At 64.3% G+C, this 22,125-nt stretch carries 22 protein-coding genes, 1 tRNA gene and 1 pseudogene; 12 read left to right on the forward strand and 12 right to left on the reverse strand.

Annotation, left to right across the window (positions count from 1 at the left end):
* Positions 1 to 3 precede the first annotated feature (3 nt).
* A complete protein-coding gene (locus BMY53_RS03125) occupies positions 4 to 1,422 on the reverse strand; it encodes a cytochrome c (RefSeq protein WP_092943467.1) in 1,419 nt (472 codons plus the stop codon).
* 333 nt (positions 1,423 to 1,755) lie between these two features.
* Entirely contained in the window at positions 1,756 to 4,455 is a 2,700-nt protein-coding gene (locus BMY53_RS03130) for an HAD-IC family P-type ATPase (protein WP_092943468.1), read from the reverse strand.
* Between the two features lie 288 nt (positions 4,456 to 4,743).
* Between BMY53_RS03130 and arcD the strand changes: the two genes are divergently transcribed.
* From arcD to BMY53_RS03160, 6 genes and pseudogenes are all read left to right on the forward strand, one after another.
* Positions 4,744 to 6,171 carry an arginine-ornithine antiporter gene (arcD, locus tag BMY53_RS03135; RefSeq protein ID WP_092943470.1) on the forward strand — a complete coding sequence of 476 codons (1,428 nt, stop codon included), beginning with the start codon at positions 4,744 to 4,746 and terminating at the stop codon, positions 6,169 to 6,171.
* A 33-nt stretch (positions 6,172 to 6,204) separates the two neighbouring features.
* Positions 6,205 to 7,458, forward strand: a complete 1,254-nt coding sequence (gene arcA / locus BMY53_RS03140) for an arginine deiminase (protein WP_092943472.1) — start codon at positions 6,205 to 6,207, stop codon at positions 7,456 to 7,458.
* Between the two features lie 74 nt (positions 7,459 to 7,532).
* Positions 7,533 to 8,543 (forward strand): ornithine carbamoyltransferase, encoded by a 1,011-nt coding sequence (locus tag BMY53_RS03145; protein ID WP_092943474.1) that lies wholly within the window; start codon positions 7,533 to 7,535, stop codon positions 8,541 to 8,543.
* Between the two features lie 10 nt (positions 8,544 to 8,553).
* Entirely contained in the window at positions 8,554 to 9,477 is a 924-nt protein-coding gene (gene arcC, locus BMY53_RS03150) for a carbamate kinase (RefSeq protein ID WP_092943476.1), read from the forward strand.
* Between the two features lie 217 nt (positions 9,478 to 9,694).
* A complete protein-coding gene (locus BMY53_RS03155) occupies positions 9,695 to 9,970 on the forward strand; it encodes a hypothetical protein (protein ID WP_218151164.1) in 276 nt (91 codons plus the stop codon).
* A 62-nt stretch (positions 9,971 to 10,032) separates the two neighbouring features.
* Positions 10,033 to 10,352: pseudogene (locus BMY53_RS03160) on the forward strand (DNA adenine methylase); the annotation flags it as partial.
* Between the two features lie 4 nt (positions 10,353 to 10,356).
* Here BMY53_RS03160 and BMY53_RS03165 read toward each other — a convergent pair.
* From BMY53_RS03165 to BMY53_RS03190, 6 genes are all read right to left on the reverse strand, one after another.
* Positions 10,357 to 10,581: a hypothetical protein gene (locus BMY53_RS03165; RefSeq protein WP_218151165.1), complete on the reverse strand. Its 225-nt coding sequence runs from the start codon at positions 10,579 to 10,581 to the stop codon at positions 10,357 to 10,359.
* Positions 10,578 to 10,841 (reverse strand): Tse2 family ADP-ribosyltransferase toxin, encoded by a 264-nt coding sequence (locus BMY53_RS03170; RefSeq protein ID WP_092943480.1) that lies wholly within the window; start codon positions 10,839 to 10,841, stop codon positions 10,578 to 10,580. Before BMY53_RS03170 ends, BMY53_RS03165 begins: the two co-directional genes overlap by 4 nt.
* A 385-nt stretch (positions 10,842 to 11,226) precedes the next feature.
* Positions 11,227 to 11,317 (reverse strand) — tRNA-Ser (locus BMY53_RS03175).
* A 169-nt stretch (positions 11,318 to 11,486) separates the two neighbouring features.
* Positions 11,487 to 12,785: a serine--tRNA ligase gene (serS, locus tag BMY53_RS03180; protein WP_092943482.1), complete on the reverse strand. Its 1,299-nt coding sequence runs from the start codon at positions 12,783 to 12,785 to the stop codon at positions 11,487 to 11,489.
* A gap of 120 nt (positions 12,786 to 12,905) precedes the next feature.
* Complete coding sequence (ispH, locus tag BMY53_RS03185; RefSeq protein WP_092943484.1) at positions 12,906 to 13,874, reverse strand: 4-hydroxy-3-methylbut-2-enyl diphosphate reductase; 969 nt, start codon at positions 13,872 to 13,874, stop codon at positions 12,906 to 12,908.
* Positions 13,875 to 13,885: 11 nt separating this feature from the next.
* Entirely contained in the window at positions 13,886 to 14,329 is a 444-nt protein-coding gene (locus tag BMY53_RS03190) for an FKBP-type peptidyl-prolyl cis-trans isomerase (protein ID WP_092943486.1), read from the reverse strand.
* Positions 14,330 to 14,402: 73 nt separating this feature from the next.
* Here BMY53_RS03190 and radC point away from each other — a divergent pair, with 73 nt between their 5' ends.
* The 3 genes from radC to BMY53_RS03205 all read left to right on the forward strand — a co-directional run bounded on the left by radC (position 14,403) and on the right by BMY53_RS03205 (position 16,607).
* Complete coding sequence (gene radC, locus BMY53_RS03195) at positions 14,403 to 15,077, forward strand: RadC family protein (protein ID WP_092943488.1); 675 nt, start codon at positions 14,403 to 14,405, stop codon at positions 15,075 to 15,077.
* On the forward strand, positions 15,074 to 15,715 hold the full coding sequence (locus BMY53_RS03200; RefSeq protein WP_092943490.1) for a Smr/MutS family protein: 642 nt from the start codon (positions 15,074 to 15,076) through the stop codon (positions 15,713 to 15,715). Before radC ends, BMY53_RS03200 begins: the two co-directional genes overlap by 4 nt.
* 220 nt (positions 15,716 to 15,935) lie before the next feature.
* Positions 15,936 to 16,607 carry a hypothetical protein gene (locus BMY53_RS03205; RefSeq protein ID WP_092943492.1) on the forward strand — a complete coding sequence of 224 codons (672 nt, stop codon included), beginning with the start codon at positions 15,936 to 15,938 and terminating at the stop codon, positions 16,605 to 16,607.
* Between the two features lie 40 nt (positions 16,608 to 16,647).
* On the opposite strand, the gene BMY53_RS03210 is transcribed toward BMY53_RS03205, so the two are convergent.
* The 4 genes from BMY53_RS03210 to BMY53_RS03225 form a co-directional block, all read right to left on the reverse strand.
* Positions 16,648 to 17,034, reverse strand: coding sequence for a hypothetical protein (locus BMY53_RS03210; protein WP_092943494.1), 387 nt, complete (start codon positions 17,032 to 17,034; stop codon positions 16,648 to 16,650).
* 131 nt (positions 17,035 to 17,165) lie between these two features.
* The gene (locus BMY53_RS03215; RefSeq protein WP_092943496.1) at positions 17,166 to 17,588 is read right to left on the reverse strand and encodes a group II truncated hemoglobin; all 423 of its coding nucleotides are present in this window, start codon (positions 17,586 to 17,588) and stop codon (positions 17,166 to 17,168) included.
* Positions 17,589 to 17,658: 70 nt separating this feature from the next.
* Complete coding sequence (locus tag BMY53_RS03220; RefSeq protein ID WP_310732095.1) at positions 17,659 to 18,471, reverse strand: MinD/ParA family protein; 813 nt, start codon at positions 18,469 to 18,471, stop codon at positions 17,659 to 17,661.
* On the reverse strand, positions 18,468 to 19,184 hold the full coding sequence (locus BMY53_RS03225; RefSeq protein WP_310732096.1) for a GGDEF domain-containing protein: 717 nt from the start codon (positions 19,182 to 19,184) through the stop codon (positions 18,468 to 18,470). Before BMY53_RS03225 ends, BMY53_RS03220 begins: the two co-directional genes overlap by 4 nt.
* A 196-nt stretch (positions 19,185 to 19,380) precedes the next feature.
* Here BMY53_RS03225 and BMY53_RS03230 point away from each other — a divergent pair, with 196 nt between their 5' ends.
* From BMY53_RS03230 to BMY53_RS03240, 3 genes are read left to right on the forward strand one after another with little or no spacing between them, the layout of a single operon-like run.
* On the forward strand, positions 19,381 to 20,241 hold the full coding sequence (locus tag BMY53_RS03230) for a CheR family methyltransferase (protein WP_092943498.1): 861 nt from the start codon (positions 19,381 to 19,383) through the stop codon (positions 20,239 to 20,241).
* Between the two features lie 37 nt (positions 20,242 to 20,278).
* The gene (cheD, locus tag BMY53_RS03235; RefSeq protein WP_092943500.1) at positions 20,279 to 20,950 is read left to right on the forward strand and encodes a chemoreceptor glutamine deamidase CheD; all 672 of its coding nucleotides are present in this window, start codon (positions 20,279 to 20,281) and stop codon (positions 20,948 to 20,950) included.
* Between the two features lie 30 nt (positions 20,951 to 20,980).
* A complete protein-coding gene (locus BMY53_RS03240; RefSeq protein ID WP_092943502.1) occupies positions 20,981 to 22,087 on the forward strand; it encodes a protein-glutamate methylesterase/protein-glutamine glutaminase in 1,107 nt (368 codons plus the stop codon).
* The last annotated feature ends 38 nt before the right edge of the window (positions 22,088 to 22,125 follow it).

The following is a 22,125-nucleotide window of genomic DNA, read 5'->3' on the forward strand; positions in this document are numbered from 1 at the left end:
TCCTCAATGCGCGCGCTGGCCACGACGGCGCAGCAACGCAATGACTGCAGCCAGCAGCAGCAAGGCCACCAGCACCATCGCCGGCACCATGGCCGGCCGGGCCTTGACCAGGAAGGGCTTCGGGCCGCCTTCGCGGGCCACCCGCACGTCGTCGGCGCTGACCTTCACGGCGTGATTGCCATAACGGGTGAGCACGTAATTGCTCAGGTCCGCGATTTCCTGGTCGCTAAGGCGGTCGGTATAGGACGCCTCGTCGCCAAAGGCCGGCATGAAGTGCGGCTTGCCCTGCACGGTGCGGTTCACGCCATGCAAGATGGTGGCAATGAGGTTGTCCGCACGGTCACCCCCCGTGGCGGTGTTGTTGAAAAGCGAGGGGTACTCGTTGGAGCTGGTACCGGTGCCATTCGCCTGATGACAATGGGCGCAACTGCCGCTGAACACCCGCCATCCGGCATCGGCACCCTGGGTCAGACCGCGCATGTCGAATTCATCGTGAGCGGCTTCACCGTAGCCGTAACGCGGCTTGGCGGCGTCCCCGCCCACGGGAGCCACCTGCTTGAGGTAGGCCACGATGGCCTTGAGATCTTCATCAGGCAGGTGCTGCAGGCTGTGCTCGATCGCCTCGGCCATCGGGCCGGCGGCCTGGGCCTTGCCCTGCACACGGCCGGTCTTCATGTATTGCAGCAACTCGTCGTCACTCCAGCCACCAACACCCTGCACGGGGTCCGAGGTGATGTTGGGCGCAAACCAGGGGCCGACCGAACCGCCCGACAGGAAGGGCTTGCCGACCTGTTCCGCCATCAGCATGTTGCGCGGCGTGTGACAGGCGCTGCAGTGCGCCAGCGCGTTGGACAGGTAGGCGCCGCGGTTGACCAGCTCCGGCTGCGCAGGGTCGGGCTTGAAGCGCTCGTCCTTGAGGAACAGCGCATTCCAGACCGCCATCGAGGCGCGGATGCTGAAGGGGAACGGCAGCTTCGTCTCGGCCACGGGCTGGTCGACCGGCTTCACGGCATGCATGAAGTAGGCGTAGAGCGCTTGCGTGTCCGCATCCGTGAGCTGGGTGTAGGCCGTGTAGGGCATGGCCGGGTACAGATGGGTACCGTCCTTGCGCACCCCTTCACGCAAGGCCGCACGGAACTGCGCCAGCGTGTAGCTGCCAATGCCATGGCTCTGGGACGGGGTGATGTTGGTGGCGATGATGTCGCCCATCGGGGACTCGATGCCGTATCCGCCAGCGAATGGCGCCCCTCCCTTGGGGGCGGTGTGACAGGCCGCGCAATCGGCGGCGATCGACAATTGCCGGCCGCGCTCAATCAGCGCCGCCTCAGGCTTGGCGTCCTGGGTGTCCTGGGCACGGGCCAGGCCCGGGCAGGCGCACAGCGAGAGCAGCAGTGAAAGCGCTGCGCAGCCCTGTGACTTCATGCTTGTCCATCTCATCGTTTTCGACTCGTCCTCGGTGTTGGGGCGGCCCTCTCCACTGAGAGACCCACGCGCAATATGGGCGCAAGCCCTCTCGGGAGCCACCCACCTTTGGAGGAGTTTCCGTACGCCTGCTTCGGCTTGGACAAAGCAAACAGCCGTCTAACGCACGATTCGTGAAGATTGGTTGCTGCAGCGCACAAGCGCTTGATTTGGACTGGTGGTCGCCCGGATAGAGGCAAGCGTTGCCCGCAGCGCACACAATTTGTTGCGCATGCACATCGGGCGGCCGGGCGAAAGTCCCACAGCGCCACTCGGGCATAGACGCCTGGCGAATCAGGACATGTCAACGCCCAGGCGGCGGAGGATGAGCTTCTCCAGTTCCAACACGGCCAGCAGACCGACCCCCGCCAGGACGATCAGCCCGCCAGTGAGCAGGTCGACCGGCGCCGTGTGGAACAGAGTCCCCAAGGGGGGTGCGTAGGTGTAGAGCAGCTGCAACAGCACGACGCCCCCCACCCCCATCAGCACCGCCGGTGTGCCGAAGAGGCCGCGCAAGGTGACCGAGGTACCGGGAAGGTAGCGCACGCTGAACAGATAGAAGATTTCGAACACCACCAGCAGATTGACGACGATGGTGCGCGCCAGGTCGATGGTGTCCCCACGCGCCAGCGACCACTCGAAGGCGGCGAAGCTGCCCGCCGCAAAAAGCGTGGAGACGAAGGCGACACGCCATAACAGGAAGGGTCGCAACAGGGGGGCGTCCGGCCTGCGCGGCGGGCGCCGCATGAGATCGGGCTCTGCCGGTTCGAAGGCCAGCGTCAAGCCCAGGGCCACAGCGGTGACCAGGTTGACCCACAACACCTGCACTGGCGTCATCGGCAGGGCCGCGCCCAGCAGGATGGCGGCGATGATCACCAGGGCCTGCCCGACATTGGTCGGCAAGGTCCAGGCAATCACCTTGCGCAGGTTGGCGTAGACGGTTCGCCCCTCCTTGACCGCCGCCACGATGGTGGCGAAGTTATCGTCGGCCAACACCATGCCGGCCGCCTCCTTGGCGGCGGCCGTGCCGCTGTTTCCCATCGCCACGCCAATATCCGCGCGCTTGAGCGCCGGCGCGTCGTTGACGCCATCACCGGTCATGGCAATCACGCTGCGGTCGGCCTGCAGAGCCTTCACCAGGCGCAGCTTGTGTTCCGGGCTGGTGCGCGCAAAGACCGTGGAGCGCCGGGCCACCGCCACCAGCTCCACATCGTCCAGATGCTCGACCTCCTGGCCCGTCGTGACCCGGATGGGGTCGTCCAGGCCCAGTTCCCGGGCAATGGCGGCGGCGGTCGCCGCATGGTCTCCGGTGATCATCTTGACCCGGATGCCAGCCGCCCGGCACTCGGCCACCGCCTGCCTGACCTCCGCACGTGGCGGATCGATCATGCCCAGCAGCCCGAGCAGCGTCAGGCCGTGAACGTCGCCCATGTCCAGCGCGCAGAGATCATTCGGTGCGTCGCGCGCGGCAAGCGCCAGCACGCGATAGCCCTGGGAAGCCAGTCGTTCCACCTCGGCGTCCCAATAAGCCCTCTCCAAGGGACGCGACCCGCCCTCATGCCGTTGGTCGATGCATCGATCCAGCACGGCTTCCGGCGCGCCCTTCACGACCATCCAGGGCGTGGCCGCCTCCGGGTGGTGAAGCGTTGCCATGAAGCGATGCGCGGCGTCAAAGGGCACCTCGGCAATGCGCGGCCATTCCCGCTCCAGCATCGCGAGGTCGTGGCCGCAGCGCCGGGCCAGGGTCAGCAGGGCGCCCTCCATCGGATCCCCTTCGATGCGCCACTGCTCGCCGTCGCGCACCAGGTGGGCGTCGTTGCACAAGGCGGCCGCTCGGCTGAAGGCGAGCAAGGCCACTTCACCGGTGGCATCGATCGGAGACCCGCGCCGTGACACCGCGCCCACCGGGGCATATCCCATGCCCTGGACCTCGTAGCACGCTCCGTCCAGCGATACCTCGCGCACGCTCATTTCATTGCGCGTCAGGGTGCCGGTCTTGTCCGAGCAGATCACCGAGACGGCACCCAGTGTCTCTACGGACGGCAGATTGCGCACGATCGCCTTGTGCCGGGCCATGCGCTGCACCCCCATGGCCAGCGCAATGGTCATGACCACCGGCAGGCCTTCCGGGATCGCTGACACCGCGATGCCCACCACCGCGATGAAGGCGTCGGCCACGTCGTACTGCCTCACCCACACCGCGAAGCCGAACACCGCTGCGGCGATCACGAGGATGGCCACGGTGAGTTGCCTGGCGAAGCGATCCATGGCGCGGGTCAGCGGCGTGGACAGGGCCTCCACATTCCGCAGCATCGTGCTGATGCGTCCCAGCTCGGTTTGCACGCCGGTGGCAACCACCACCCCCACGCCCTGCCCCGCCGCCACCAAAGTGCCGGAGTAGGCCATGCAGGAGCGGTCCCCAAGAGATGCCGACGCGGCCACGGGGCTGATCTGCTTGTCCGCCGCCACGGATTCGCCGGTCAGCATCGCCTCGTCGATCTTCAGGCTGCTGACCCGCAACAGACGAAGGTCGGCCGGCACGCGTTCGCCGGGCTCCAGCACCACGCAGTCCCCCGGCACCACCTGCTTGGCCGCCACCGATACGCGCTGGCCGCCCCTCAGCACCGTGGCCCCGTCGGACACCATCGACTGCACGGCCGCCAAAGCCTGCTCCGCCCGACCTTCCTGCACGAAGCCGAACAACGCGTTGATCAGCACCACGGCCAGGATCACGCCGGTATCGACCGGATGCCCCAATAAGAAGGTCACAAGTGCCGAGATCAATAAGACATAGATAAACAGATTATGGAATTGAGACAGGAAGCGAAAAGCCCATCCCCGCTGCCTGCCACGCCCGATTTCATTGGGACCGATTTCATGAAAACGATCGACCGCATCGGGAGTTCCAAGTCCTAGCGACGTGGTTTTGAGCATTGTCAAAACCTCGGCGCCGGGCAAGGTATGCCAAAGCGTATTCAGTTCGCCGAACTTCATCAGCTGGGTCCTTTCAACCATCACGGGGCGACCCTATAACAGGGCACCTCCCCTGAGTTAAAAGAATCACCCAAACAACACAAAGGACCTTGCCAATTCTCAATGCAGGTGGGGTCGGCGAGGAACTGCGCAGCTACTTTCAGTCAATTTGCGATGCATCAAGTTTGAAGACTGAAACCCTGCCCTTTGCCTTGAACGCAAGCGTTTGCGGCGTATCGTTGATCTCAACGACGGCCCCATTGCCGCTTGCAATCCGGCCGACAAAGGTTCACCAAAGGAGAATGAATCATGTCTGATTCAGTTGCAAAGCTCAAGCTACCGGCGCTGATTGCGTTGGTGGTGGGCTCGATGATCGGGGGGGGTATATTTTCACTCCCCCAAAATATGGCAGCCAGCGCCGCACCCGGCGCAATCTTGATCGGCTGGGGAATCACGGCGGTTGGCATGTTGATGCTGGCCTTCGTTTTCCAGAATCTGGCCAACCGAAAGCCGGAACTCGATTCCGGCGTTTACGCTTACGCCAAGGCCGGTTTCGGAAATTTCATGGGATTTTCATCAGCCTGGGGATATTGGATTTCCGCCTGGCTTGGTAATGTTAGTTACTTCGTGCTGTTGTTTAGCACTCTTGGGTATTTCATTCCCGGGTTCGGCGAAGGAAATACGCCGTTGGCGGTGGTTTGCGCCTCCGTGGTGCTGTGGGGCGTGCAATACCTCGTCCAGCGCGGCATCAAGGAAGCCGCCTTCATCAACCAGCTCACCACCATTGCCAAGATCGTGCCGCTGATCATGTTCATCGTGATCGCGGCCCTCGCGTTCCGGATGGACCTCTTCACGGCTGACTTCTGGGGCCGCGGCAACGTGGAACTGGGCAGCGTGATGAACCAGGTGCGCAACATGATGCTGGTCACCGTCTGGGTGTTCGTCGGCATCGAAGGCGCCAACGTCTACTCGGCCCGGGCCGAACGCCGGCGCGATGTCGGGCGCGCCACAGTGATCGGATTCGTCGGGGTGCTGGCACTGCTGGTCCTCGTGAATGTGCTGTCCCTGGGCATCATGTCCCAGCCTGATCTGGCCCAACTGCGCAACCCGTCCATGGCCCAGGTGCTGGAGCATGTCGTGGGCCACTGGGGTGCCGTCCTGATCAGTGTCGGCCTGGCCATCTCGCTGGCGGGAGCCCTGCTGTCCTGGACCCTGCTGTGCGCGGAGATCCTGCATGCCGCCGCGAAGGACCACACCATGCCGGCCTTCCTCCGCAAGGAGAACGCCCGGCACGTGCCCGCCAACGCGATCTGGCTCACCAACGGCCTCATCCAGCTCTTCCTCATCGTCACCCTGTTCAGCAATTCGAGCTACCTGAGCCTGCTGTACCTGGCCACCTCGATGATCCTGGTGCCCTACTTCTGGTCCGCAGCCTATGCGGTACGCCTGGCCTTGAGCGGCCAGGGTTACGAAGGCGAGGCCCCGGCACGCCGCCGTGACCTGGTCATCTCCGGCATCGCCCTGGTCTATGCAGCCTGGCTGATCTATGCCGGTGGCCTGCAATACCTGCTGCTGTCCTGCCTGCTCTACGCCCCTGGCGCCGCGCTGTTCGCGATGGCCCGGCGTGAACAAGGCCTGCGCGTCTTCACACGAACAGAGGCGGTGACCTTCGGTGTGGTCCTGGTGGGTGCACTCAGCGCCGCCTACGGGCTGTACGCCGGCCTCCTGCACCTCTGATCCAACCCCTTCAACTTCCTTACGGAGAACATCATGTCTGCACATACCCTGGGCGTTCACTCGGAAGTCGGCCGTCTGCACAAGGTAATGGTCTGCTCACCCGGAATGGCCCATACCCGTCTGACCCCGAGCAACTGCGACGAACTTCTGTTTGACGACGTCATCTGGGTGAGCCAGGCCAAGCGGGACCACTTCGACTTCGTCACCAAGATGCGCGAACGCGGCGTCGAGGTGGTCGAGATGCACAACCTGCTCAGCGAAGTCATGGCCAACCCCGAAGCCCGCGACTGGGTGCTGGATCGCAAGCTCACTGCCAACCTCGTGGGCCCCGGCCTCAACAACGACGTGCGCGGCTGGCTCAAGAGCCTGGAGCCACGCCGCATGGCGGAATACCTGATCGGTGGTGTCTCGATCACCGATCTGGTCAATGGTGTCGGCGAGTCCGGCTCGCTGCGCATGTTGGCGGACTTCATCGGTCCCACCAGCTTCCTGCTACCGCCGCTGCCCAACACGCAGTTCACCCGGGACACCACCTGCTGGATCTACAACGGCGTCACGCTCAACCCGATGTACTGGCCCGCACGCCGGCAGGAAACACTGCTGACCACCGCCATCTACAAGTTCCACCCCGACTTCGGGGGCCAGCCCATCAACGTCTGGTACGGCGACCCCGACCAGGACCACGGCGCGGCCACCCTGGAAGGCGGCGACGTGATGCCGATCGGCAACCGGGTGCTGCTGGTGGGCATGGGCGAGCGCACCTCACGCCAGGCCATCGGCCAATTGGCGATGAACCTGTTCCAGAACAATGTGGTGGATCGCATCATCGTCGCCGGGCTGCCCAAGTCACGTGCCGCCATGCACCTGGACACGGTCTTCAGCTTCTGCGACCGGGACCTGGTGACCGTCTTCCCGGAGGTGGTCTCGCAGATCGTGCCCTTCAGCCTGCGCCCCGACCCGTCCAAGCCCTTGGGCATCGACATCCGCCACGAAGACAAGCCTTTTATCGAGGTCGTTGCGGAATCGCTGGGCCTCAAAGAACTGCGCGTGGTGCAGACCGGCGGTGACGCCTACGAAGCCGAGCGCGAGCAATGGGACGACGGCAACAACGTCGTCTGCCTGGAACCTGGTGTCGTGGTCGGTTACGACCGCAACGTGCACACCAACACCCTGCTGCGCAAGGCCGGTGTGGAGGTGATCACGATCAGCGCCGGTGAACTTGGCCGCGGCCGGGGCGGTGGCCACTGCATGACCTGCCCCATCGTCCGCGACCCCGTCGATTACTGACCTCTCAACCCTTCCGGGCGCGCGCCCGTGGGTGGTGCGCGCCCCAACGAACCCATCATTCAAGGAGAAACATCATGGCCTTCAACCTCAGCAACCGCAATCTGCTCAGCCTGATGCACCACACGCCGCGTGAGCTGCGTTACCTGCTGGACCTCGCCCGCGACCTCAAGCGTGCCAAGTACACCGGCACCGAGCAACCGCTCCTGCGCCGCAACAACATCGCACTGATCTTCGAGAAGACTTCCACCCGCACCCGCTGCGCCTTCGAGGTGGCCGCCCATGACCAGGGCGCCAGCGTCACCTACATCGATCCGGGCTCCTCCCAGATCGGCCACAAGGAAAGCATGAAGGACACCGCCCGCGTGCTGGGCCGCATGTACGACGCCATCGAATACCGTGGTTTCAAGCAGGAGGTTGTCGAAGAGCTGGCCAAGTACGCTGGCGTACCGGTGTTCAATGGCCTGACCGACGAATACCACCCGACGCAGATGCTGGCCGACGTCCTCACCATGCGTGAACACAGTGAGCGGCCCCTGCACGAGATCAGCTACGCCTACCTGGGCGATGCCCGCAACAACATGGGCAACTCGCTGTTGCTGATCGGCGCGAAGCTGGGCATGGACGTGCGGATTGCCGCCCCCCGCGCCCTGTGGCCCCTGGAAGAACACGTCAAGGCCTGCCAGGAGTTCGCCAAGGAATCGGGCGCTCGCATCATGCTGACCGAAGACCCGGCAGAAGCCGTCAAGGGTGTGGACTTCATCCACACCGACGTGTGGGTCTCCATGGGTGAGCCGGTGGAGGTCTGGGGCGAGCGCATCGAGCAACTGCTGCCTTACCAGGTCAACATGGACATGATGCGCGCCTCCGGCAACCCGCGCGTGAAGTTCATGCATTGCCTGCCGGCCTTCCACAACTGTGAGACCAAGGTCGGCCGCCAGATCGCCGAGAAGTATCCGCACCTGGCCAACGGCATCGAAGTGACGGAAGAGGTCTTCGAATCCGAATGCAACATTGCTTTCGAGCAGGCCGAAAACCGCATGCACACCATCAAGGCCGTGCTGGTGTCCACCCTGGCCGACCTGTAAGGAGCACATCATGAGAATCGTCATTGCCTTGGGCGGCAACGCCCTGTTGAGACGCGGCCAGCCGATGACGGCCGAGAACCAGCGTGAGAACGTCCGCATCGCCTGCGAGCAGATCGCCAAGGTGGCCCCGGGCCGCGAGCTGGTGATCGCGCACGGCAACGGGCCGCAGGTGGGTCTGCTGGCCCTGCAGGGCAACGCCTACGACCCGGCCAACCCCTACCCTCTGGATGTTCTGGGGGCCCAGACTGACGGGATGATCGGCTACATGATCGAACAGGAGCTGGGCAACCTGCTGCCGTTCGAAGTGCCGCTGGCGACTGTCCTCTCGCAGGTGGAAGTCGATCCGCTGGACCCGGCGTTCATGAACCCGACCAAGCCGATCGGCCCGGTCTACGAAAAGGAAGAAGCCGAGCGGCTGGCCAGCGAAAAGGGTTGGAGCATTGCGCCCGATGGCGACAAGTTCCGCCGTGTGGTTGCCAGCCCGCAACCGCAACGCATCTTCGAGATGCGTCCGGTGCGGTGGATGCTGGAGCATGGCACGGTGGTCATCTGCGCTGGCGGCGGCGGCATCCCGACCATGTATGAGGGCAACCGCCTGGTCGGTGTGGAAGCGGTGATCGACAAGGACCTTTGCTCCGCCCTGCTGGCGCGCGAGCTGGAGGCGGACCTGCTGGTCATCGCCACCGACGTGGACAGCACCTACGTGGATTGGGGCAAGCCCACCCAACGCGCGATTGCCGAGGCCCATCCGGACGACCTGGAGCTGCTGGGATTTGCTGCCGGCTCCATGGGGCCCAAGGTTCAGGCCGCCTGCCAGTTTGCACGCCGGTCTGGCCACACGGCGGTCATCGGCTCCCTGGCCCAGATCGAGGCGATCGTTGAAGGTACCGCCGGCACACGTGTGAGCACGAGCGCCAAGCTCCGGTACCGTTAAACAGTCCGCATCACCGGCGCCCGTTGCCGATGAACCTGCGTTGACCGCAAGTTCAGCCGCATGGGTGCCGTGATGTGGCGACTGCCTCATCAGGAGGACAGACATCATGGAACATACGTCAAGCGCCACTCTCAGTGCGCTCCCCGGCGCCCTCTCAAGCGCCCGCTCCGGTGCGAACTGCTACACCACGAAGGGATGGATCCAGCAGGTGGAAGCCGTGGATCTCGAAATCGTGCAGCTCGCCATGCTGTGCAAGGTGAAGCTGCTGAGCAGCGGTGTCATGGAACAGGTGTTGGACAACAACGCCACTGTCGCGGGGAATGACAACCCCAGGGCATTTACCAAACTGCGCGGGCTGTTGTTCCTGCACTTCGAGATAGAACAGCGGCTGACAGGCTGCTGCGCGACCGCGGCCCATGCCAAGGCGCTGGTTCGCTTGGTCCAGGATTCACTGGCGCGCCGGTTGGGCGACAAGGTCAACGTGCTGCGCTGACGGCGATCTCCCATCCGGACCAGCATCCCGCACCCCGGGTAACTCGCGGCTAGCAAAGCGACGGCGGCGCCGCCCTGTACTTCCTACGCCGGTGCCCGCCAAGACCGAGGTGCTCAACGACATCAACGGTGACCTGGTCAACCTCTACCGGGTGGTACAGCACCACCTCGAGGAGTTCGTTCGGCAGTTCAAATGGGCCTTGTCGAGTCGAGAGGTTTTCAAGTGGATGCAGCTCACGCATGTGGAGACCCTCACGGACATCCAACGCGCAGCGCGCTTTTACTGCCTGCAGCGGCACGCCTTCGGCGGCCGGGTGGCTGGCCAGACCTTCGGGACGGCGACCACTGGCCCGGCCATCAACCTCTGCCGGATCGACCGGACAAGCGCTACACGCACAGCCTTTCAAGCGGCACATCGATTTCAGCCTGATGAGCGTCGTACTCGCCTTTCAAGTACGCAAGAAACTGCGTAAGCAGGACGTGGTATTCCTCGTAGTCCGCACGTTCTTCCGGCCGGATGGTTTCGCTCCGCATCAAACCTTCGTGATACAGCCCGGCGTCGCGGACTGCCTGCAGAAGCATCGGCGCATAGCCGTTGGGAATGGTGATCATGCGACTTCCTTCACCGCGTTCTTCGCCAGCTCAGTCAGAAGCCGTTTGAACTGCTCCAGTGGCATATCGAAGGCCGGGGCGATCGTGTAATGGGTTGCGCCATAGTTTATGTTCTCCCTGTCTTTCACGATTGCCAGCACGGCGGGAAGAGGTGTCCCTGCACTGATTCGGAAGCAAGACCAGTCCTTGCCGGCCGGAACGCCCGGCTTGCTGGCCAGGTCATCGACCGCATCAAGCAGCGCAAGGTGCGTGGCCTGCATCTGTTGATGACCGAGAGTGGACTGCCGCTACGACGGGGACCTTGGACAAGCGGTTCGTTGTGGCCCGCAGGGAGGCCATTGCCGCCGCAGTGGAAGCAGGACGGCTCGCGCTGGCAGAGCGGATCCGGATGCTCCAGTTCCGCGATACCCGAGCGAAAGGGCGGCCAGCGACGTGGAACACCTGACCCTCGCTTCAAAGCTGCTCGGACACACCAAGGAGCATGTGGCGAAGACGGTCACAGGCGACGCGGGGAGGTCACCAAGCCCACGAAATCGCCAAAGTTGCGGAAACGATGATGCAGAAATCGGGGCGATTTCGGAGTTTTAGGCAATAAAAAAGCCAGTCCTCAGACTGGCTTAGTACCTTGATCTATAAAGGCTTCTTTGGCGGGAAGGGGGGGATTCGAACCCCCGGTACGGGGATACCGTACGCCTGATTTCGAGTCAGGTACATTCAACCACTCTGCCACCTTCCCTGAATAGGTGTCTCGCGGGTTGCGTGCGAGAAAGACCAAGAGTGTAGCAGCGTTTTCAGGGCACGAACAAGAGTCTAATACGCCGCGTGCCGACTGCGTGCGAGCCCTGCGCAAACCGCGTACGAACCGCGTGCAAGCCCTGCGCAAGGGCTCGCACGCCAGCGCAGCCTCAGGCCGCCTTCAGCACCGCCACGCCACCCATGTAGGGCCGCAGCGCTTCAGGCACTTCAATGCTCCCATCTGCCTGCTGATAGTTCTCCAGCACCGCCACCAGGGTGCGCCCCACCGCCAGGCCGGAGCCATTGAGCGTGTGCACCAGTTCGTTCTTGCCCTGGGCGTTCTTGAACCGCGCCTGCATGCGGCGGGCCTGGAAGCCCTCGCAGTTGGAGCACGAGCTAATTTCGCGGTAGGTGTTCTGCGCCGGCAGCCACACTTCCAGGTCGTAGGTCTTGGCCGCGCCAAAACCCATGTCCCCGGTGCACAGCGACATCACACGGTAAGGCAGGCCCAGCTTCTTCAGCACCGCCTCGGCATGGCCCACCATCTCTTCCAGCGCCTCGTAGCTCTTCTCGGGGTGGGCAATCTGCACCATCTCCACCTTGTCGAACTGATGCTGGCGGATCATGCCGCGCACGTCCCGGCCACCGCTGCCCGCCTCCGAACGGAAGCAGGGGCTGTGGGCCGTCAGCTTGATGGGCAGTTGCGCCGCATCCAGCACCTGCTCGCGCACGCTGTTGGTCAACGAGATCTCCGAGGTGGAAATCAGGTATTGCTCCACAGCCTCTTCATCGCCGCCACGCAGCACCCAGAACATGTCTTCCTTGAACTTGGGCAACTGGCCGGTACCCTCCAGCACCTCCCGGTTCACGATGTAGGGCGTGTAGCACTCGGTGTAGCCGTGCTCCTGCGTCTGCACGTCCAGCATGAACTGCGCCAGCGCACGGTGCAGGCGGGCGATTTGGCCCTTCATGAAGGTGAAGCGCGAGCCCGACAGCTTGGCGCCGGTCTCGAAGTCCAGGCCCAGCGGCGCCCCCAGGTCCACGTGGTCACGCGCCTCGAAACCCAGTTCGCGCGGCGTGCCCCAACGGCGCACTTCCACGTTGCCCTCTTCGCCTGACCCCACGGGCACGCTCTCGTGCGGCAAGTTGGGCACGCTCATCAGCAACTGGTTGAGCTCGGTCTGGATGGCGTCCAGGCGCTCGGCGCCGGCCTTCAACTCGTTGGCAATGCCTCCGACTTCGGCCATCAGCGCGCTGGCGTCCTCGCCCTTGCTCTTGAGCTGCCCCACCTGCTTGGACAGCGAGTTGCGCTTGGCCTGCAGTTCTTCGGTGCGCATCTGCACCTGCTTGCGTTCTGCTTCCAGCGCCTTGAAGCGGTCCACGTCCAGGTAGGGTTGAGGGGTCTTGCGAGCCTGCAGACGCGCGATCACGGCGTCCAGGTCCTTGCGCAATTGGGTGATGTCCAGCATGGGTGTTCTCTTCGATGTTCTTGGATGCTCAGGGCGGCAACCGGTGGCCGGCACCGCTTGCCAAATGTTCGATCAATGCGCGCCCGATACCTGGGGGAGGCCAGGTCCGGCGGCCAGACGTCAAGATCGTTCGCTGGTGACCTCAGCCATCGACTTGTCGCCCAGGCCCATGGGCAGCGGGAAGCGCACATGCTCCTCCACGCCCGGCAGCTTGCGCACGCTGGTCGCACCCAGCGCCCGCAGGCGATCAATCACGGCCTGCACCAGCACGTCCGGCGCCGAGGCGCCCGCCGTCAGGCCCACCTGTGAACGGCCCTCCAGCCATTCGGGCTGCAGGTCGTCCGCCGAATCCACCATGTAAGCCGGTGTACCCAGGCGCTCCGCCAGCTCGCGCAGGCGGTTGCTGTTGGAACTGGTCGGGCTGCCCACCACCACCATCACCTCCACCTGCGGTGCCAGCACCTTGACTGCATCCTGCCGGTTCTGGGTGGCGTAGCAGATGTCCTGCTTCTTGGGCTCCCGCACCAGCGGGAAATGGCGCTTCACCGCCGACAGGATCTCGGCGGCGTCATCCACGCTCAGGGTGGTCTGGGTGACCACGGCAATGCGGGAGGGATCCTTCACCTGCACATGCGGTACGTCCGACGCCTCTTCCACCAGGTAGATGCCATCGCGCAGTTGGCCCATCGTGCCTTCCACTTCGGGGTGACCCTTGTGGCCGATCATGATGAACTCATAACCCTCCCGGTGCAGCTTGGCCACTTCCACGTGAACCTTGGTCACCAGCGGGCAAGTGGCGTCAAAGACCTGGAAGCCACGGTCCGCCGCTTCCTTGCGCACCGCCTGGCTCACGCCGTGGGCGGAGAACACCAGCGTGGCGCCGGGCGGCACGTCGGCCAGGTCCTCGATGAAGATCGCGCCCTTGTCCTTCAGGTCATTGACCACATACGTGTTGTGCACGATTTCATGCCGCACGTAGATGGGGGCGCCAAACTTCTTCAGCGCCCGCTCAACGATCTCGATGGCGCGGTCCACGCCAGCACAGAAGCCTCGCGGCTCGGCCAAGATGATCTCTTTGTCTGCCTGCATCAAAGCTCCGCTCACAGCACGCCAATCAGTTGGACTTCAAAGCTCACCGGCTGGCCGGCCAAGGGATGGTTGAAATCGAAGAGCAACCAGTCCGGCCCCACCTCGCGCACCACGCCCGCATACTGGCTCTGCCCGTCCGGCGTGGGGAACTGCACCACATCCCCCACCTGATACACCTCGGTCGGGTCTCCCAGCTCGCGCATCAGGCTGAGCTTGACCCGCTGCATCATCTCCGCATTGCGCTCGCCAAAGGCTTCGCCCGCGGCCAGTTCGATGGTGGTACGGCTGCCCTCGGCCAGGCCGAGCAGGCGCGCCTCGATGGCAGGCGCCAGCTCGCCGGTCCCCAGCGACAACGTGGCGGGCTTGTCGTCGAAAGTGTTGATCACATCCTGGCCATCCGGGCCGGTCAGCCGGTAATGCAGGGTCAGGAACGATCCAGGTTGGACGAGGTTCACAAGTCAGGGGTATTTTGGAAATCGAAACCGGATTTTAGGCTTGGGCGGTGCCCAACTCCCGAGAGCGCCCCAGATGACCTTCCTCAGCCACCCCGCCGACGCCCGCCCACGCGAAAAACTGCTCGCACGCGGCCCCGAATCCCTGGCAGACACCGAGCTGCTGGCCATCCTGCTGCGCACGGGCGTCAAGGGCCAGCCGGTGCTGGCCCTGGCCCGCAACCTGCTGGACCGCTTCAACGGCCTGGCGGGGCTGCTGCGCGCCTCCCCCGAAGCCCTGTCGCAAGTCCACGGGCTGGGGCCCTCCAAGCAGGCCACACTGGCCGCCGTGATGGAACTGGCCCGCCGGGGCCTGCGCGAAGACCTGGCCGAGCAGCACGTCTTTCAGTCGGTGGACGCTGTGCGCACCTTCCTCCGCCTGCACCTGGACGCCTTGCCCCACGAGTGCTTCGCCGTGATGTTTCTGGACATCCGCCACCGCCTGATCCGTCTGGACAACATGTTCCGGGGTACCCTATCCCATACCATTGCGTATCCCCGCGAGGTGGTGAAACGTGCCCTGGCCCTCGAAGCCGGTGCGGTGATCCTGGCCCATAACCACCCCTCCGGCGTTGCCGAGCCCTCTGAAGCGGATATCTCGCTGACCCGGGCAATGAAGCAGGCGCTGGCGCTGGTGGACGTGCCGGTCCTGGATCATTTCGTGGTCGGCGCGGGCAATGCTGTCTCCATGGCCGAATTGGGTATGTTGTGAATGATCGCCTGCGCAGCCTGCAAGACCTGCAGACGCTGCACCGAGAACTCCGGATCCGCCAGCGGGCGGAAGAAGAGCGCCGCGAAAAGGCGGCGGCGCAGGCACGCCTGCGCGAGCAGGAAGCGCGCATCTTCGAGTTGAGCGTCGGGCCGGTCGTGAAAATGCCGGAGGCCAATCGCGCGGTCCTGCAGGCGGAGCGGCCCGCCCCGGAGCCCGTGCAACGCCTGCTGGATGAACAGCAGGCCTGGCGGCAGGCCCTGTCCGACGATTTCGATGTGGATTCGCTGCTCGAGACCGACGAGACCCTCTCCTTCCGTCGCCCCGAGATCGGCCAGGAGTCCGTGCGCAAGCTGCGCCGGGGCCACTGGACACTCCAGGCCCAGATCGACTTGCATGGCCTGCGGCGGGACCAGGCCCGCGAAGCCCTGGGCCAGTTCATCCACGACAGCGCGCGGCGCGGCCTGCGCTGCGTGCGGGTGGTGCACGGCAAGGGCAATGGCTCACCGGGGCGCGAACCCGTGCTCAAGGCGCGCGTGCGCCGCTGGCTGGTTCAGAAACAGGAAGTGCTGGCTTTCGTTCAGGCCCGCGCCAGTGATGGCGGCAGCGGCGCCTTGATGGTGCTGCTCAATGCCACCTGAAACGCCACCTGAGACGCCGCTTGAGCTGCGGCGGCCTCAGGTGCGGGACGTCGCGCGGGCCGAGGCGCTGCTTTAGAACCGCCCCTCCAGGCCCGTTGCGTTGTTTTGCGGAACATCCCGTTGACGGCTTTACCGGCCGCCTCTAGTCTGGCCCCACGCCGGCGTTGTTGACATCCATTCTCAACTTCGTATCCATCGCAAGCGATGGGGAGGGAAACGCATGCCTGCAGCAATCGCTCGCCCCTGGGGCACGTCCAGCAAGACCCGTACGGCGGGGCTGATCGTGGTGGCCTTGGTCCATGTGGCCATGGTGGCCGCCCTGGTCGAGGGGTTCAGGCGCCACGCCGCGCCGACGCCCCCGCCGATCACCCAGGTCTCTATCGAGCAGGCGCCACCCGAGACGCCGAAGCGCGACCTGCCCGCTCCCGCAGAAACGCCTCAGTTCCCGGCAGTGAAGCCGTTCCTGGTGGCCATTCCTGAGGAGCCGGTGATCATGCCCAGCAGCCCCCCCGGCATCACGCCTGCGAGCAACATCGCCACGGAAGCTTCCAGCACCGCGGAGCCATTGGGGCCATCGACATCGTCCGGCGCTGCTGGCAAAGGCGCCGTCCAGCCCGCGCTAAGCGAGCCCGTTTCGCCGGGCATGGTCTGCACCGCCATGGGCGTACCGGAAATGCCTTCGGTGAGCTGGACGGGTGAAGCCACTTTCCATGTGGTGGCCGACGTGCGTGCCGGGCGGGTGGTCAGCACCGAGATCCGGGCATTGCAAGGCAGCATGGATGCCCGCACAAGACGGGCCTTCAGCAACGCGATCGACACCGTACTGAAGCAACGCTACGTGTGCCCCGGCGATCACCGCTTCCAGCAGGATTTCGCCTTCCGCGTGGACTGACGTTGTGGCTGGCCCGCGCATCCCGCGCGGGCCATTGGCCTCAATGCAGCGTGGTGCTCACCATGAGCGTGCTGGCCGACGTGAAGGCATGCAGCAGACGCTCGGGCTGAAAGGCACCGACCGCATCCGCGCCTTGCCAGTGCGTATCGATGGCGTGTTCCAGGCCCTTGAGCACGCAGAAGGACATGAACGCGCCTTCGGCCTCTTCGCTGTCCATATCCACCAGTTGCAGGCGCAGGCAGGCGGACCGGAGGAACTCGAGCATCAGCCGAGGGTTGGCCGTGTCGGGGCAGCGGCCGGCACAGATCTCGATGTCCTGGCGAGCATCTTCCGACAGCCACAGTCGGCCATCTTCAATGCGGACATGGAGCAGGTCGGGATTGGCATGGATGCCGACCACATCGTCGTCATACGGCGTGAACATCATGGGCTCTACGGTAGACGAAGCCGCGCCCCGCGTGCTCATCGGGCCCGTGACGTAGCCGGCGGTGCTGTTAGAAATGCACGGGAGTGGGCCCCTGTGATGCCCGTGGCGCCCCAACAGTGAGGTTTAGCGCCTCAGAACACCTTGCGAACCGGCGGCGCCTGATTGACCATCCAGTCCGCCGTGTTGGCGAAGGAGGCCCGAAGCCGCTCACGCAGCGCATCGTCCAGGCCGCATTCGGCCATCGCCTGCGTCATGCAGGCCATCCACTGGTCCCGCTCCACGTGGCCCACCCGAAAGGGCATGTGCCGCGCGCGCAGCCGCGGATGGCCAAAGCGCTCCACGAAATAGTCCGGGCCGCCCAGCCAGCCGCACAGGAACCAGAAGAGCTTGTCCCGCGAGCCGTCCAGCGAGGTGGGATGCACCGAGCGCAATTCGGCGAAACCGGGCTCCAGGTCCATGAGGTCATAAAACCGGTCCACCAACTGGCGAACCGCCTCCTCGCCGCCAACCCATTCAAAGGGTGTGGCCGGAGCCGTCTTTTCTTCTTGGGTCATGAGGCCGGAGAAAGGGACAACAAAAATGAGACATCAGGGCCCGGGGCGCCCCGGCATGCCCTCGCCAGCATCAGGGATGCCCGGCACTCTGCTCCAGCAGCTTGGTGGCCAACGCACGGATCGCCTGGGCGGCATCCGCGCCGGGATAGTGCTCCAGCAGCAGTTGGCGCTTCAGCACCGCCTGGCGCACCATCTGGTCGTTCTTGACCTCGGCCAGCAACTCCAGCTTGAAGGTCTGCCCCGGAATCGGGCCCACAAAACGCTGCAGCACCTGCTGCAGCTGGCCGCAGATCAGCTTGCCCTCGCCGGGCCGGTTGGCCTGGTTGATCACCAGACCCACATGGCGACGGTTCTGCTGCGTGGCCAGCACCTTGATGGTGGCGTAGGCATCCGTCAGCGAGGTGGGTTCGGGCGTGGCCACCACCAGCACATCGGTGGCCATCGAGACGGCAAACAGCACCACGTCCGAAATGCCGGCGCCGGTGTCCAGCACCACCCAGTCAAAACGAGGCTTGACCACCTCCAGGATGTGCAGGAGCTTGTCCCTCACATCAGGCGTCAGCCGGGAATACTCCACCATGCCGGAACCGGCCAGCAACACATGGAAGCCTCCGGGCGCCGGCAGGATGGCCTGTTCCAGGGTGCAGCGCTCGGTAAAGACATCATGCAGCGTGAGCTTGGGATGCAGATTCAGCACCACATCCAGATTGGCCAGGCCCAGGTCGGCGTCCAGCACCAGCACACGCTCACCACGCGCGGCCAGAGCCGCCGCCAGATTGGCGGACACAAACGTCTTGCCCACGCCGCCCTTGCCGCTCGTCACGGCCAAGGTGCGAGCGCCTCCACGGGCAGGTCTTGCAGCAGGAGCTGTTGTCATGCTCATTCACTATCCTGTTGCGTTACAGCGAACAACATGCCTTTTTCCTCGGCCGTGACCAGGGAATCGATATGACTCTCCAGGCAGGCACGGTTGCGGCCCTCGGCCTTGGCACGGTAGAGCTGGCGGTCCGCCCGCTCCGTCCACAGCAACGCTGAGGACCTCACCCACTGCGGCGCAAAGGCTCCTCCGATGCTGATGGAGGTGGTCAGCGGTGCCGCCTGGCCGACCTCCACGGTCAAACTGTCCACCCGGTCACGAATACGCTCCGCCACCGTGACACCAAACGTCGCCGGACAGTTGGGCAGGATGATGGCGAATTCCTCGCCGCCAATCCGCGCCACCGTGTCCATTGGCCGCACCATCTGACTGATGGACCGAGCCACGGCGCGGATGACCTGGTCCCCCGCTGCGTGGCCATGGTTGTCGTTGATGGCCTTGAAATGGTCAATATCCAGCACAAGCAGCAAGGCAGGCTCGCCGGAACGAGCAACCCTGTCCAACTCACGATCAAGCGCCATCTCGAAACTGCGGCGATTGACCAGGCCGGTCAGGGCGTCCTTGCTGGAGAGGTCGCACAACGCGTCCAGAATGCCTTGCAACCACACTTCCGTGTAGGGCTCGGCATCCGGCAGCATGGCGCCAGCCTGCTGCAGCAGCTGCAGGGCAAGGTCCAGACGCAATGCTTGCGCAGGAATGAGGCGGGGCGGTTGATCCAAAGCGATCCGAGGCGTACAGCGGGTGTTTCGACGCAGTCTAGCAGTGCATCCCCCGAACGAGTGGTCAAAAAAGGCGACGGAGTACCACCTCTTTCACACATCTATTTGCCGTCTAGCACTCAAACTAGCGATTGCCGACAATGGCGTTCACCATCCGGTGCTACGGCATCCCCAACATCAAAGAAGTTTCTGCCCCATGCGCCCTGGACCCACGGCCGCCGCCTCGCCCGTCGAGGCCATCGATCATGAATTCAGTTTCAGCCGGGCCGACTTCGACCGCGTGCGACAACTGATCTACCAGCATGCCGGCATCAGCCTGCATGACGGCAAGCACGCCATGGTCTACAGCCGCCTCTCCCGGCGCCTGCGGGACACCGGGCACCGCTCCTTCGCCAATTACCTGGAGTGGCTGGAAGGCGTGAGCGGCCCACAAGGCGAGCAGGAGTGGCAGGAGTTCGTGAACTGCCTGACCACCAACCTCACCTCCTTCTTCCGCGAAGAGCACCACTTCCACTCGCTGACGGACGATCTGAAGACCTTGCCCGGCAAGCCCATTCGCATCTGGTGCTGCGCGGCATCCACCGGTGAAGAGCCCTACTCCATCGCGATGACCTGCCAGGAGTCGCTGGGGGCCAGCGCCGGGGTGCAGATCATTTCCAGCGACATCGACACCAATGTGCTCAACACCGCCCGACGCGGGGTGTACGCCGCCGAGTCCCGCGGGCTATCTCCTCAGCGCTTGCGGCAATTTTTCCTGCGCGGCACGGGCGCGAACGAGGGTCGTATCCGCGTGAAGCCCGAATTGGCGCGCATGATCGAGTTCAAGACCTTGAACCTCATGAATGCGCAGTGGGGACTGGGCGAACCCTTCCACATCGTGTTCTGTCGCAACGTCATGATTTATTTCGATGCGCCGACCCAACGCAAGGTGCTGGAGCGCATTCACAAGGTGATGCGCCCCGGCGGCCTGCTGTTCGTGGGCCATTCGGAGAATTTCACCGAGTCGCGTGACCTGTTCCGGCTGCGCGGCAAGACGATCTACGAACGCGTCGGCTGACCTGCTGACCTGTGCAACCCCTTTTGATCGCCAACTCATGAGCATGCCCAACGCCTCTTCCGCCTTGCTGCACAGCACGGCGCTGGCCAGTGCCGGCGCGGCACGCGTGGCCCAGCTCAAAACGCAATCGCGCAAGCAGGGTGAAGCCTCGTTCTTCTTCTACGACGCCCATTTCAAGAATGCGGCGGTGAAGGTGCTGCCCGGCGAATACTTCGTGGACAACGAGGATCTGCTGGTCATGACCACGCTGGGCTCGTGCATCGCCGCGTGCCTGTGGGATCGCCATGCGCAGATCGGCGGCATGAACCACTTCATGCTGCCTGAGGGCAACGGTGATTCCGGCCGTTATGGTTCGTTCGCCATGGAACTGCTCATCAACGAGATGATGAAGCGTGGCGCCTCGAAGGGCCGCATGGAAGCCAAGATCTTTGGTGGTGGCGCCGTGATTGCCGGCATGAACACCATCAACGTGGGCGAGCGCAACACCAATTTCGTCCTGGACTACCTGAAGACCGAACGCATCCCCGTGGTCTCCAAGGACGTGATGGATGTCTACCCCCGCAAGGTCTGCTTCCTTCCGCGCAGCGGCAAGGCCATGGTGAAGCGGCTTGCGGCCACCAACACCGACGCACTGGTGCAGCAGGACAAGGTCGCTGCCCAAAAGGCGCAACCCGTGGCCAACACAGGCGGGTCGATCGACCTGTTCTGAGCTGGCTGCCGTATCGAGGAGTAAAAAGAAATGGCCAAGACCACTGTCGTCGTGGTGGACGATTCCGCCCTGGTGCGCAGCATCCTCACCGAGATCATCAACCGTCAGCCGGACATGCAGTGCATCGGCGCGGCCAGTGATCCGCTCGCGGCCCGCGAGATGATCCGCAACCTGAACCCTGACGTCATCACGCTGGATGTGGAAATGCCCAAGATGGACGGGCTCGATTTCCTGCAGCGCCTGATGCGCCTGCGACCCATGCCCGTCGTGATGGTGTCCACGCTGACCGAGCGCGGCGCCGAGGTCACACTCAAGGCGCTGGAACTGGGTGCGGTGGATTTTGTGGCCAAGCCCAAGATTGGCGTGGCCGACGGCATCCGCGGGCTGGCCCAGGACATCACCGACAAGATCCGCATTGCTGCCAAGGCACAGATCCGCCGCCTGCCGCCGGCACCGTCCGCCGGAACGGGGGGAGCCTCCAGCAGCGCGGCGGCCGCGCCAAAACCGGCGGCACCCATCGCCAGCCTTGGCCGCCTCTCGACGGAAAAGATCATCTTCATCGGTGCGTCCACCGGGGGCACCGAAGCCACCAAGGACGTGCTGGTCAACCTGCCGGCCGATTGCCCTGCCGTCTGCATCACGCAGCACATGCCCCCGGGCTTCACGCGCAGCTACGCCGCGCGCCTGGACGGCCTGTGCAAGATCCGCGTGAAGGAGGCACAGGACGGTGAGCGTATTCTCCCCGGCCACGGCTACATCGCACCGGGCGGCATGCATTTCAGCGTCGAGCGCTCAGGCGCCAACTACATCGCCCGCGTGCAGGACGGTGAACCGGTGAACCGCCACAAGCCGTCCGTGGAAGTGCTGTTCCAGTCGGCCGCACGGGTGGTCGGGCAGAACGCCCTGGGCATCATGCTCACCGGCATGGGGGCCGATGGTGCGAAGGCCATGAAGGTCATGAAGGACGCGGGGGCCTACAACCTCGTCCAGGACGAAGCCACCTGCGTGGTCTTTGGCATGCCGCGTGAAGCCATCGCCGCTGGCGCGGCGGATGAAGTGCTGCCCCTGCAGCAGATCGCCGTGCGTCTGATCGAACGGCTGCGCAGCACCTCGGGCATGTCGCTCAACCGCGTCTGAACGTGTTCGAGCGGGTGTGAGCGAGTGGGAGCGGGCGT

Source organism: Roseateles sp. YR242, assembly GCF_900109745.1.
In the GTDB taxonomy this organism is placed as follows: Bacteria; Pseudomonadota; Gammaproteobacteria; order Burkholderiales; family Burkholderiaceae_C; genus Roseateles.

Excerpts from the sequence above, each read along its gene's own strand:
- BMY53_RS03125 (WP_092943467.1), bottom strand. The coding sequence starts at position 1,422 with ATGAAGTCACAGGGCTGCGCAGCGCTTTCACTGCTGCTCTCGCTGTGC.
- BMY53_RS03130 (WP_092943468.1), bottom strand. The coding sequence starts at position 4,455 with ATGAAGTTCGGCGAACTGAATACGCTTTGGCATACCTTGCCCGGCGCC.
- arcD (WP_092943470.1), top strand. The coding sequence starts at position 4,744 with ATGTCTGATTCAGTTGCAAAGCTCAAGCTACCGGCGCTGATTGCGTTG.
- arcA (WP_092943472.1), top strand. The coding sequence starts at position 6,205 with ATGTCTGCACATACCCTGGGCGTTCACTCGGAAGTCGGCCGTCTGCAC.
- BMY53_RS03145 (WP_092943474.1), top strand. The coding sequence starts at position 7,533 with ATGGCCTTCAACCTCAGCAACCGCAATCTGCTCAGCCTGATGCACCAC.
- arcC (WP_092943476.1), top strand. The coding sequence starts at position 8,554 with ATGAGAATCGTCATTGCCTTGGGCGGCAACGCCCTGTTGAGACGCGGC.
- BMY53_RS03165 (WP_218151165.1), bottom strand. The coding sequence starts at position 10,581 with ATGATCACCATTCCCAACGGCTATGCGCCGATGCTTCTGCAGGCAGTC.
- BMY53_RS03170 (WP_092943480.1), bottom strand. The coding sequence starts at position 10,841 with ATGCAGGCCACGCACCTTGCGCTGCTTGATGCGGTCGATGACCTGGCC.
- serS (WP_092943482.1), bottom strand. The coding sequence starts at position 12,785 with ATGCTGGACATCACCCAATTGCGCAAGGACCTGGACGCCGTGATCGCG.
- ispH (WP_092943484.1), bottom strand. The coding sequence starts at position 13,874 with ATGCAGGCAGACAAAGAGATCATCTTGGCCGAGCCGCGAGGCTTCTGT.
- radC (WP_092943488.1), top strand. The coding sequence starts at position 14,403 with ATGACCTTCCTCAGCCACCCCGCCGACGCCCGCCCACGCGAAAAACTG.
- BMY53_RS03205 (WP_092943492.1), top strand. The coding sequence starts at position 15,936 with ATGCCTGCAGCAATCGCTCGCCCCTGGGGCACGTCCAGCAAGACCCGT.
- BMY53_RS03210 (WP_092943494.1), bottom strand. The coding sequence starts at position 17,034 with ATGATGTTCACGCCGTATGACGACGATGTGGTCGGCATCCATGCCAAT.
- BMY53_RS03215 (WP_092943496.1), bottom strand. The coding sequence starts at position 17,588 with ATGACCCAAGAAGAAAAGACGGCTCCGGCCACACCCTTTGAATGGGTT.
- BMY53_RS03220 (WP_310732095.1), bottom strand. The coding sequence starts at position 18,471 with ATGAGCATGACAACAGCTCCTGCTGCAAGACCTGCCCGTGGAGGCGCT.
- BMY53_RS03230 (WP_092943498.1), top strand. The coding sequence starts at position 19,381 with ATGCGCCCTGGACCCACGGCCGCCGCCTCGCCCGTCGAGGCCATCGAT.
- cheD (WP_092943500.1), top strand. The coding sequence starts at position 20,279 with ATGAGCATGCCCAACGCCTCTTCCGCCTTGCTGCACAGCACGGCGCTG.
- BMY53_RS03240 (WP_092943502.1), top strand. The coding sequence starts at position 20,981 with ATGGCCAAGACCACTGTCGTCGTGGTGGACGATTCCGCCCTGGTGCGC.